The sequence below is a fragment of the Shigella sp. FJ200513 genome (genome assembly GCF_040495915.1).
Lineage (GTDB): Bacteria > Pseudomonadota > Gammaproteobacteria > Enterobacterales > Enterobacteriaceae > ECMA0423.
This window is the reverse complement of record NZ_JBDYCV010000116.1, coordinates 1-11,086: the sequence shown is the minus strand read 5'-3', so window position 1 is coordinate 11,086 and position 11,086 is coordinate 1. Positions and strand designations below refer to the sequence as shown.

Below are 11,086 nucleotides of genomic sequence, written 5' to 3'. Positions count from 1 at the left end.
CTTCAGGGAAAAATATCATCAGATGGCTGCTTAAAAAAAGAATAAATGGTAGTGTCCGCTATTGCCAGTACACCTCACTCTTCACAGGTTCTGTATATCGCTACCTCGCAAATCCTTGATGATGAGATGGCTGCACGGATAGAACATCATCGGCAAAGCCGCCCGGAGCACTGGCGCACAGTGGAGCGCTGGCAACATCTTGATGAATTAATTCATGCAGACATTAACCCGAATGAGGCTGTGTTGCTGGAATGCGTTACCACAATGGTGACTAATCTGTTGTTTGATTATGGCGGCGATAAAGACCCTGATGAATGGGATTATCAGGCGATGGAACAGGCGATTAATGCTGAGATTCAGTCGTTGATTGCTGCCTGCCAACGTTGCCCCGCAAAGGTTGTATTAGTGACTAACGAAGTGGGAATGGGGATTGTGCCGGAGAGTCGTCTGGCACGACATTTTCGTGATATTGCCGGGCGGGTAAATCAGCAGTTGGCCGCTGCGGCAAATGAAGTATGGCTGGTGGTTTCGGGTATTGGAGTAAAAATCAAATGAGCAAATTATTTTGGGCGATGCTCTCATTTATTACGCGTCTGCCTGTACCGCGTCGCTGGTCCCAGGGACTGGATTTCGAACATTATTCTCGCGGTATTATTACTTTTCCTTTGATTGGATTATTGCTTGGCGCGATTAGCGGGCTGGTCTTCATGGTGCTGCAGGCATGGTGTGGCGCACCACTGGCGGCACTGTTTAGCGTACTTGTGCTGGCGCTGATGACCGGGGAATTCCATCTGGACGGCCTCGCTGATACCTGTGATGGCGTATTTTCTGCACGTAGTCGCGATCGCATGTTGGAAATCATGCGTGATAGCCGTTTAGGCACCCACGGCGGTCTGGCATTGATTTTTGTGGTACTGGCAAAGATTCTGGTGTTAAGCGAGTTGGCTCTGCGTGGCGAACCGATCCTTGCATCGCTGGCGGCAGCATGTGCGGTCAGCCGCGGGACTGCCGCATTATTGATGTATCGTCATCGTTATGCGCGGGAAGAAGGGCTTGGCAATGTGTTCATTGGCAAAATTGATGGGCGACAAACCTGCGTCACACTCGGCTTAGCCGCTATTTTTGCTGCCGTATTATTGCTGGGTATGCATGGTGTGGCTGCTATGGTGGTGACGATGGTGGCGATTTTCATCCTCGGTCAGCTTCTCAAACGTACGCTGGGCGGGCAAACGGGCGATACGCTGGGAGCAGCCATAGAGCTTGGTGAACTGGTCTTCCTGCTGGCACTGCTATAAAGAAACGTGACATGCAAATAATTGCCGATTTACTGAATACGATCCCAGCCATCAATTCTGCCGCTATGTCGCGTGCACAACGGCATGTTGACGGGTTATTCAAACCTGTTGGTAGCCTAGGAAAGCTGGAGGCGCTTGCCATACAACTGGCAGGAATGCCGGGGGTGAATGGCATACCGCATGTGGGCAAAAAAGCGGTACTGGTTATGTGTGCCGATCACGGCGTCTGGGAGGAAGGGGTCGCTATTTCTCCAAAAGAAGTGACAGCCATACAGGCTGAAAATATGACCCGTGGAACAACCGGCGTGTGTGTGCTGGCAGCACAAGCGGGCGCTAACGTCCACGTAATTGATGTTGGTATTGATACTGCTGAGCCTATCCCCGGGCTTATCAACATGCGTGTCGCACGAGGTAGCGGCAATATTGCTTCAGCTCCGGCAATGAGTCGCCGTCAGGCTGAAAAGTTGCTTTTGGACGTCATATGTTATACGCGGGAGCTGGCGAAAAACGGTGTCACGCTGTTTGGTGTAGGTGAACTGGGGATGGCAAACACGACACCGGCAGCGGCAATAGTCAGCACAATCACTGGCCGGGATCCTGAAGAAGTGGTTGGGATTGGCGCAAACCTGCCGACAGATAAACTGGCTAATAAAATTGATGTTGTGCGTCGGGCGATTACGTTGAATCAACCAAATCCTCAGGATGGTGTTGATGTCCTGGCAAAAGTGGGTGGATTTGATTTGGTCGGAATAGCTGGAGTGATGTTAGGTGCTGCTTCCTGCGGTTTACCCGTGTTGCTGGATGGATTTCTTTCTTATGCTGCTGCGCTCGCAGCCTGCCAGATGTCTCCTGCAATCAAACCGTATCTCATTCCTTCTCACTTGTCGGCAGAAAAAGGCGCGCGTATAGCGCTCTCGCATTTGGGGCTGGAGCCTTATCTCAATATGGATATGCGTTTAGGTGAGGGGAGTGGTGCAGCTCTGGCGATGTCCATCATCGAAGCTGCTTGTGCGATATACAACAACATGGGCGAACTTGCTGCCAGTAATATTGTTCTACCGGGGAATACGACTTCTGATTTGAACAGCTAAAAACGAAAAGTCTGATAAAAGCTATACTTATCGGATAGTATTCGCGACTTAGGAAAGGGACATGATGCGTCGTGTAAATATTCTTTGCTCATTTGCTCTGCTTTTTGCCAGCCAAAATAGCCTGGCGGTAACTTATCCATTACCTCCAGAGGGTAGCCGTTTAGTGGGGCAGTCGCTTACTGTAACTGTTCCTGATCACAATACTCAGCCGCTGGAGACTTTTGCCGCACAATACGGGCAAGGGTTAAGTAATATGCTGGAAGCGAATCCGGGCGCTGATGTTTTTTTGCCGAAGCCTGGCTCACAACTCACCATTCCGCAGCAACTGATTTTGCCCGCCACTGTTCGTAAAGGGATTGTGGTTAACGTCGCTGAAATGCGTCTTTATTACTATCCGCCAGACAGTAATACAGTGGAAGTCTTTCCTATTGGTATCGGCCAGGCTGGGCGAGAAACCCCGCGTAACTGGGTGACTACCGTTGAACGTAAACAAGAAGCACCAACCTGGACGCCAACGCCGAACATCCGGCGCGAATATGCGAAACGAGGGGAGAGTTTGCCCGCATTTGTTCCTGCGGGGCCCGATAACCCCATGGGGCTGTACGCGATTTATATTGGCAGGTTGTATGCCATCCACGGTACCAATGCCAATTTTGGTATTGGGCTCCGTGTAAGTCAGGGCTGTATTCGTCTGCGTAATGACGATATCAAATATCTGTTTGATAATGTTCCTGTAGGCACTCGTGTACAAATTATTGATCAGCCAGTGAAATACACAACGGAACCGGATGGTTCAAAGTGGCTGGAAGTTCATGAGCCGCTGTCGCGCAATCGTGCAGAATATGAGTCTGACCGAAAAGTGCCATTGCCGGTAACCCCATCTTTGCGGGCGTTTATCAACGGGCAAGAAGTTGATGTAAATCGCGCAAATGCTGCGTTGCAACATCGATCGGGAATGCCTGTGCAAATTAGTTCTGGTTCAAGACAGATGTTTTAAGAGCGTTGGTAATTAGAAAGTAAAAAGCCTGCTCGAAAGCAGGCTTTTTTGAATTTGGCTCCTCTGACTGGACTCGAACCAGTGACATACGGATTAACAGTCCGCCGTTCTACCGACTGAACTACAGAGGAATCGTGTGAACGGGGCGCATATTAATGGCAGTGCATGGTGATGTCAAAGGGTGAAATGCATTTTTTTTGTTTGTTTGCTGCCAATTTCAACAAAGTGGTGAGCTTTCAATCTTATTGGGTAATGAACCATCGTGGTGCATACCCTCCTTTTATAGGGCAGGTGAATGCGACTGCTGATAAAAAGGGCCAATGACGAATCTATCATAATCTCTTATTTGACAGTTGGTTAGCTTGCGCATCAACGCCAAAATAGAACTGGCAGGCATCTTGCATACTGGTTGTAAGTAATGGCGGCACTTGGGCCGATTCTTAAAAACCGGAGGCAACATGAACTTCAGACGCCTGAAATACTTCGTAAAAATTGTAGATATTGGTAGCCTGACCCAGGCTGCTGAAGTATTGCATATCGCACAACCAGCGCTCAGCCAACAGGTTGCCATACTGGAAGGTGAGTTAAATCAACAGCTTTTGATTCGCACAAAACGGGGCGTTACGCCAACAGACGCCGGAAAAATTCTCTATACCCATGCACGGGCCATTTTACGTCAGTGTGAGCAGGCCCAACTGGCGGTGCATAACGTTGGTCAGTCATTATCGGGGCAAGTCTCGATTGGCTTTGCGCCAGGAACCGCTGCGTCATCCATCACCATGCCCTTATTACAGGCGGTTCGCGCTGAATTCCCGGAGGTCGTTATCTATCTTCATGAAAATAGTGGTGCAGTGCTTAACGAAAAACTGATAAATCACCAACTCGATATGGCGGTGATTTATGAGCATTCCCCTGTGGCTGGGGTATCCAGTCAGGCTTTGCTGAAAGAAGATCTTTTCCTGGTAGGAACTCAAGATTGCCCGGGGCAAAACGTTGATGTTAATGCTATTGCGCAAATGAACCTTTTTCTCCCCAGTGATTACAGCGCTGTTAGACTTCGTGTTGATGAGGCTTTTTCCCTACGGCGGCTCACGGCAAAAGTCATTGGTGAAATTGAGTCTATTGCCACGCTTACCGCAGCGATTGCCAGCGGCATGGGCGTTGCAGTATTACCTGAATCGGCTGCGCGTTCGTTATGTGGCGCAGTAAATGGGTGGATGTCACGCATTACCACTCCTTCAATGAGTCTCTCTTTGTCCTTAAATTTACCCGCCAGAGCAAACTTGTCACCACAGGCACAGGCAGTGAAAGAGTTGTTAATGTCAGTGATTAGTTCTCCAGTGATGGAAAAAAGGCAGTGGCAATTGGTGAGCTAAGCGTTATATCGGGATGGAATAAGATGCGGGTTTTTATTATTTGTTATGCCGGGCATTAGACTTTAACAATAACGGGATATCTGAACTGCCCGGAGTTTACCGTGAATTTCCAACAACTAAAGATAATCCGCGAGGCTGCACGTCAGGATTACAACCTGACAGAGGTTGCGAATATGCTTTTTACCTCACAGTCAGGCGTTAGCCGTCATATTCGGGAACTGGAGGATGAATTTGGCATCGAAATATTTGTTCGACGAGGTAAGCGACTGCTGGGGATGACTGAACCGGGCAAAGCATTACTGGTCATTGCAGAACGTATTCTGAATGAAGCCAGTAATGTTCGTCGGCTTGCAGACCTGTTTACCAACGATACGTCTGGTGTTCTCACTATTGCAACGACGCATACTCAGGCACGTTATAGCTTGCCAGAGGTCATTAAAGCTTTTCGCGAACTTTTCCCGGAGGTTCGGCTCGAGCTAATCCAGGGTTCGCCACAGGAAATTGCGACGTTGTTGCAAAATGGCGAAGCTGATATTGGTATCGCCAGCGAGCGTTTGAGTAATGACCCGCAGCTCGTCGCCTTCCCATGGTTTTGTTGGCACCATAGTTTGCTTGTTCCACTCGATCATCCCTTAACGCAAATTACACCATTGACGCTGGAATCAATAGCGAAGTGGCCGTTAATTACTTACCGACAGGGAATTACGGGGCGCTCACGCACTGATGACGCATTTACCCGCAAAGGTTTGCCGGCAGATATTGTATTAAGTGCACAGGATTCTGATGTCATTAAAACCTATGTTGCTCTTGGGCTTGGGATCGGATTAGTTGCCGAACAATCCAGCGGCGAACAAGAGGAAGAGAATTTAATCCGCCTGGATACGCGGCATCTTTTCGATGCTAATACTGTCTGGTTGGGACTGAAGCGAGGACAACTTCAGCGTAACTATGTTTGGCGCTTTCTGGAACTTTGTAATGCAGGACTGTCAGTTGAGGATATCAAGCGCCAGGTGATGGAAAACAGTGAAGAGGAAATTGATTATCAGATATAGCAAAAAGCCCGCTATAAAAGCGGGCTTTTCAGAAATTTGGCTCCTCTGACTGGACTCGAACCAGTGACATACGGATTAACAGTCCGCCGTTCTACCGACTGAACTACAGAGGAATCGCTGTTGAGGCACATCTTAACGGCGAAAAATATTTTGTCAAACCCGATTTTTAAATTTCCCAACTGTTTGCCGTTTCTATCAACAGTTTGTTGCATTTGCAGACAATTTGTTGGCGAAAATCTTTGCAGCTTTGCTGATTCTCCCTCATCATTTGAAATGTGGTTTCACTTTCTGCAATTAAGGTCGGCTTTGAATATCTCCTCTGCTTTACGCCAGGTTGTTCACGGCACTCGCTGGCACTCTAAACGCAAGAGCTACAAAGTGTTGTTCTAGCGCGAGATAACCCCGCTTGCTGTTCCTATCTTCATGGAGAACGCCTGTGTCCTGTTGATGGGGGTCCTGAGCACTTTTCTGGTCAGTTGGCTGGGAAAAGATGCGATGGCCGGCGTGGGGTTGGCGGACAGCTTCAATATGGTCATTATGGCTTTTTTTGCAGCTATCGATCTTGGTACTACTGTCGTTGTAGCATTTAGTCTCGGTAAGCGGGATCGACGACGAGCGAGGGTGGCGACGCGGCAGTCATTGGTGATCATGACGTTGTTTGCCGTACTGTTGGCAACGCTAATTCATCATTTTGGCGAACAAATTATTGATTTCGTCGCGGGTGATGCCACGACAGAAGTTAAAGCACTGGCGTTGACTTATCTGGAGCTGACCGTACTCAGTTATCCAGCCGCTGCCATCACTCTTATTGGTAGCGGGGCACTTCGTGGTGCAGGGAATACGAAAATACCGCTACTGATTAACGGTAGCCTGAATATTCTTAATATTATTATTAGCGGCATATTGATTTACGGCCTTTTCTCCTGGTCGGGGCTGGGTTGGGTTTAACCATTTCTCGTTATATTGGCGCAGTTGCAATTTTGTGGGTGCTGGCGATTGGTTTTAATCCTGCGCTAAGGATTTCGTTAAAGAGCTATTTTAAACCGCTGAATTTTAGCATTATCTGGGAAGTCATGGGGATTGGTATTCCAGCGAGTGTCGAATCAGTGTTATTTACCAGTGGTCGGTTATTAACCCAAATGTTCGTTGCCGGGATGGGGACCAGCGTTATTGCCGGAAATTTTATCGCGTTCTCAATTGCGGCTCTTATCAACTTACCCGGAAGTGCGCTCGGTTCTGCTTCTACGATCATTACAGGCCGAAGGTTGGGGGTAGGGCAGATAGCGCAAGCAGAGATTCAGTTGCGGCATGTGTTCTGGCTGTCCACTCTTGGATTAACGGCCATCGCCTGGCTAACGGCTCCCTTTGCCGGGGTTATGGCATCGTTTTACACCCAGGATCCACAGGTTAAACACGTCGTTGTGATTCTGATTTAGCTAAATGCTTTATTTATGCCTATTTGGTCCGCCTCATGGGTGCTACCCGCTGGATTTAAGGGTGCTCGTGATGCCCGTTACGCCATGTGGGTTTCTATGTTGAGCATGTGGGGTTGCCGGGTTGTAGTCGGTTATGTGCAGGGAATCATGCTTGGCTGGGGTGTGGTTGGTGTCTGGATGGGAATGTTTGCCGACTGGGCTGTGCGGGCCGTGCTGTTTTACTGGCGAATGGTTACTGGACGTTGGCTGTGGAAATACCCTCGATCCGAGCCGCAAAAGTGTGAAAAAAAGCCAGTTGTGTCGGAATAAACGACAAAATGCAGATTATTTCAGCAAACGATTTCAAATTTAAAAAACAGGCTTTGACATTGTGGGTGGGCATCGCTAATATTCGCCTCGTTCTCACGATTCCTCTGTAGTTCAGTCGGTAGAACGGCGGACTGTTAATCCGTATGTCACTGGTTCGAGTCCAGTCAGAGGAGCCAAATTTTAGTTTTGAGACATCTCTATGAGACTCAGGACAGTTAAAAAATAAAAATTATTTTTACCCGGCCACTTTGTAAAAAAGTGGCCGGGTTTTTTGATTTCTGTGTTTCGTGCGCTTAATCGAGTCTCACGCTTCAGTGAGCAAATTGCCCCTCCCCAACAGATATCACGATTCACAAGGTCAAAAATTCTGTTCCATGAAGTACCGTACAAAGATAAAGAGAAAAATGCCTTATGCGGGACGTAGCTGTCGCGTCTTTATCGGGAAACTATACGTAATTGCCACTTTGTCTTCGGTAATCAGAAAAAGAAGACCTGCCATTTTAATAAATATTATTTCTCTGGGGACGGGGATTTTTTATAAGCAATATGACGAGTTAAATATTATATTTTTTATAAGAATTATATGAGATTAAAGAAATCTGCCATAAAGACAGATTTCTTTAAAATATAATTAGAGATTTGCGACGTTATGATAAACTTTTTGTACATCGTCGTCATCTTCAAGGGCATCAACAAGCCCTTCAAAGATTTCTAAATCTTCTGGGGAAAGCTCAACTTCAGATTGAGCAATCATTTCTAATTCTGTTGTTGAGAACTCAGTGATTCCAGCTGCTTTTAGCGCCGCGATTCCTTTATGAAGGTCAGCAGGTTCAGTATAAATAACAATATTACCTTCTTCTTCAGTTACATCACGAACATCAACTTCAGCTTCAAGCAAAATTTCAAAAATATGGTCAGGGTCTGTTCCTTTAAATACAATCACACCCGTATTGTCAAACATATAGCTGACAGAACCTGCCGCTCCGATATTGCCGCCTTTTTTATTGAAAATTGTGCGAACGTTAGCAATCGTACGGTTAACATTTGAAGTCAATGTCTCAGCAATAATCATTGAGCCATTAGGACCAAAGCCTTCATAACGTCCCTGTACGAACGTTTCATCTCCGCCGCCTTTGGCTTTATCAATTGCTTTATCAATAACGTGCTTTGGAACTTGTGCCTGCTTTGCACGTTCAATAACGAATTTTAAAGATGTGTTTAATTCTGGATCGGGTTCACCTTGTTTGGCAGCAGCATAGATTTCTACACCGAATTTTGCATAAATTTTAGACGTTGCACCGTCTTTAGCCGTTTTTTTAGCAACAATATTGGCCCATTTACGTCCCACTGGAATGATCTCCTCGAAAATTTATTTACATTACTGGTAAATCGTTAACATGTGTTAATTCGGCATATTATATCATAACAGGAAAAATCTCGTCTATTAGAAATAAAAATATTCTAAAGCCATAATCTTATATTTAATTTTATAAAAACTAATGTTGTTGGCGGGATTTTTTATAATTGTGTTTTGAAAGCATACTTGCTTTTAATATGTGGAAATCATTAAGACGATAATAAAACTCGCATCTGCCCAAGGAAGCAAGCAGCCCGCGTTTATTGCAGGCTATTTGCCAGATGTCTTACTTAATCCTTCACATCTATTTCTGATAAGAAGGTTCATAACTTATTATCGGAACGGCGGCTCATTAAAGGTTCGTAATTTACGTGAATGCAGTCGGTCGCCTTCTGCGCGCAGCAAATCGATCGCCCGAATGCCAATTTGCAGGTGTTCGGAAATAGCGCCTTCATAAAAACGGTTAGCCTGGCCGGGAAGCTTAATCTCACCATGTAACGGTTTATCTGAAACACACAGTAGTGTCCCGTATGGCACGCGGAAACGATATCCTTGCGCGGCAATGGTTGCACTTTCCATATCAATTGCTACGGCCCGGCTTAAGTTAAAACGAAGTGCAGAAGCTGAGTAACGTAACTCCCAGTTCCTGTCATCTGTGGTTACCACAGTACCTGTACGCAGCCGCTGTTTGACTTCCTCACCAGGCCTGCCGCTGACTAACTTGGTAGCGTCATAAAGCGCACGTTGCACTTCAGCAATGCTCGGAATAGGTATATCGGGCGGCAGAACCGCATCAAGAACGTGGTCATCGCGTAAATAAGCGTGTGCAAGGACATAATCTCCAATGGCCTGGCTTTCACGTAATCCGCCACAGTGACCAATCATCAACCAGATATCCGGGCGTAGCACTGCCAGATGATCGCAGATGGTTTTAGCATTGGACGGTCCCACGCCAATATTCACCAGAGTAATACCCTGACCATCAGCGGTAATTAAATGCCATGCTGGCATCTGGTGTTTTTTCCATGCAAGGTCGGAAATGGCTTCTTCTGGCGCTTCGGTTTCGGCAGTGATCCAGTTCCCGCCAGCACAAGAAAGGGCAATGTAGGGACTATCAGGATCGAGGATCTGGCTGCATCCCCAACGAACGAATTCATCCACATAACGTGTGTAGTTGGTAAACAAGACGAACGGTTGAAAATGTTCTACTGGCGTACCGGTATAATGGCGCAACCGTGCGAGGGAAAAATCGACGCGGCGCGCATCAAAATGCGATAGCGGGGAGAATTCCGTTGGATGATAAATGCCGTCTGCAGTTTCATCGCCGATTTGCGCCAGTTCTGTTGTCGGGAAGTAGCGAGTTAAATCAGCGCTCATTGAGCGATCAAGTGTCAATTCAGAGCCATCGATGACATAAGGATAAGGGATTTCATGTTGCGAGGGTTGCACAGAGATATGCGCACCATAATCCTGATAAAGCAACGTTAGTTGCTCATTCAGATACGAACGAAAGAGAGTAGGGCGAGTAATCGTGGTGGTGTAGCTGCCTGCGTGAGTAAAACGACCAAATGCGCGCGTTTTGGGGGGATTTGTTGTGCTACCGTCCCAGGTTACGGTCAGTGATGGATAGACAAAAAGACCTTGTTTACGGGCGTTTTCATCAGGTAATTCGCCAATTGTAATATATTTGCCAATGGCGTTGCGTAAAGCAACTACAGATTGCTCATACAGCGCGTCGAGTTTATCCAGTGCCTGAGCTGGGGTCAGACCGGAGCCCTTATTATTCATGTGTGTCTCCTGTTCCATACAATTACCGCACATCCGATAGTATGTCACAGGAATGTGAAACAAAAGTATAAGGCGAAGATCGGATGATCTTCGCCAGGCTATCACGAGCGTTGATTGTCTTTCATCAATAAAGCGGTCATTGCAGAAATCAGGCATCCAGCCAGCAAATAAATGGCGATGCTATGCCAGTTCCCGGCAAAGTAAGTGATGAGTGCAGCGGCAATAAAAGGTGTAAATCCACCGCCAACCACACTGGCAACCTGATAACCGACTCCAGCACCACTGTAGCGATAACTGGCACCAAACATTGAGGTGTACTGGCAATAGCGGACACTACCATTTATTCTTTTTTTAAGCAGCCATCTGATGATATTTTTCCCTGAAG

At 47.0% G+C, this 11,086-nt stretch carries 8 protein-coding genes, 3 tRNA genes and 2 pseudogenes; 8 read left to right on the top strand and 5 right to left on the bottom strand.

Annotation, left to right across the window (positions count from 1 at the left end; translation table 11 throughout):
* Positions 1-78 precede the first annotated feature (78 nt).
* From cobU to ldtA, 4 genes and pseudogenes are all read left to right on the top strand, one after another.
* Positions 79-555 (top strand): annotated as a pseudogene (cobU, locus tag ABZJ92_RS18245) (bifunctional adenosylcobinamide kinase/adenosylcobinamide-phosphate guanylyltransferase); the annotation flags it as partial.
* Positions 552-1,295: an adenosylcobinamide-GDP ribazoletransferase gene (cobS, locus tag ABZJ92_RS18240; RefSeq protein ID WP_005049317.1), complete on the top strand. Its 744-nt coding sequence runs from the start codon at positions 552-554 to the stop codon at positions 1,293-1,295. The pseudogene cobU and the gene cobS, both read left to right, overlap by 4 nt.
* A gap of 11 nt (positions 1,296-1,306) precedes the next feature.
* On the top strand, positions 1,307-2,386 hold the full coding sequence (cobT, locus tag ABZJ92_RS18235; protein WP_001165576.1) for a nicotinate-nucleotide--dimethylbenzimidazole phosphoribosyltransferase: 1,080 nt from the start codon (positions 1,307-1,309) through the stop codon (positions 2,384-2,386).
* Positions 2,387-2,447: 61 nt separating this feature from the next.
* On the top strand, positions 2,448-3,383 hold the full coding sequence (ldtA, locus tag ABZJ92_RS18230; protein ID WP_000986341.1) for a L,D-transpeptidase: 936 nt from the start codon (positions 2,448-2,450) through the stop codon (positions 3,381-3,383).
* A 55-nt stretch (positions 3,384-3,438) separates the two neighbouring features.
* Here ldtA and ABZJ92_RS18225 read toward each other — a convergent pair.
* A tRNA-Asn gene (locus tag ABZJ92_RS18225) sits at positions 3,439-3,514 on the bottom strand.
* A 327-nt stretch (positions 3,515-3,841) separates the two neighbouring features.
* Between ABZJ92_RS18225 and nac the strand changes: the two genes are divergently transcribed.
* The gene (nac, locus tag ABZJ92_RS18220; RefSeq protein WP_001011445.1) at positions 3,842-4,759 is read left to right on the top strand and encodes a nitrogen assimilation transcriptional regulator NAC; all 918 of its coding nucleotides are present in this window, start codon (positions 3,842-3,844) and stop codon (positions 4,757-4,759) included.
* A 101-nt stretch (positions 4,760-4,860) separates the two neighbouring features.
* Positions 4,861-5,811 (top strand): HTH-type transcriptional regulator Cbl, encoded by a 951-nt coding sequence (gene cbl, locus ABZJ92_RS18215; protein WP_001010988.1) that lies wholly within the window; start codon positions 4,861-4,863, stop codon positions 5,809-5,811.
* Between the two features lie 37 nt (positions 5,812-5,848).
* On the opposite strand, the gene ABZJ92_RS18210 is transcribed toward cbl, so the two are convergent.
* A tRNA-Asn gene (locus ABZJ92_RS18210) sits at positions 5,849-5,924 on the bottom strand.
* 160 nt (positions 5,925-6,084) lie between these two features.
* On the opposite strand from ABZJ92_RS18210, the pseudogene yeeO reads away from it, so the two are divergent.
* A pseudogene (yeeO, locus tag ABZJ92_RS18205) lies at positions 6,085-7,556 on the top strand (toxic metabolite efflux MATE transporter YeeO).
* 100 nt (positions 7,557-7,656) lie between these two features.
* Positions 7,657-7,732: transfer RNA gene (locus ABZJ92_RS18200), tRNA-Asn, on the top strand.
* Between the two features lie 455 nt (positions 7,733-8,187).
* On the opposite strand, the gene ABZJ92_RS18195 is transcribed toward ABZJ92_RS18200, so the two are convergent.
* From ABZJ92_RS18195 to ABZJ92_RS18185, 3 genes are all read right to left on the bottom strand, one after another.
* On the bottom strand, positions 8,188-8,904 hold the full coding sequence (locus tag ABZJ92_RS18195; protein ID WP_000532920.1) for a YebC/PmpR family DNA-binding transcriptional regulator: 717 nt from the start codon (positions 8,902-8,904) through the stop codon (positions 8,188-8,190).
* A 342-nt stretch (positions 8,905-9,246) separates the two neighbouring features.
* A complete protein-coding gene (gene amn, locus ABZJ92_RS18190) occupies positions 9,247-10,701 on the bottom strand; it encodes an AMP nucleosidase (RefSeq protein WP_001060217.1) in 1,455 nt (484 codons plus the stop codon).
* A gap of 101 nt (positions 10,702-10,802) precedes the next feature.
* Positions 10,803-11,086, bottom strand: a 284-nt coding sequence (locus ABZJ92_RS18185; RefSeq protein WP_250543924.1) for a hypothetical protein, incomplete at its 5' end; no start/stop codon positions are given.

Excerpts from the sequence above, each read along its gene's own strand:
- cobS (WP_005049317.1), top strand. The coding sequence starts at position 552 with ATGAGCAAATTATTTTGGGCGATGCTCTCATTTATTACGCGTCTGCCT.
- cobT (WP_001165576.1), top strand. The coding sequence starts at position 1,307 with ATGCAAATAATTGCCGATTTACTGAATACGATCCCAGCCATCAATTCT.
- ldtA (WP_000986341.1), top strand. The coding sequence starts at position 2,448 with ATGATGCGTCGTGTAAATATTCTTTGCTCATTTGCTCTGCTTTTTGCC.
- nac (WP_001011445.1), top strand. The coding sequence starts at position 3,842 with ATGAACTTCAGACGCCTGAAATACTTCGTAAAAATTGTAGATATTGGT.
- amn (WP_001060217.1), bottom strand. The coding sequence starts at position 10,701 with ATGAATAATAAGGGCTCCGGTCTGACCCCAGCTCAGGCACTGGATAAA.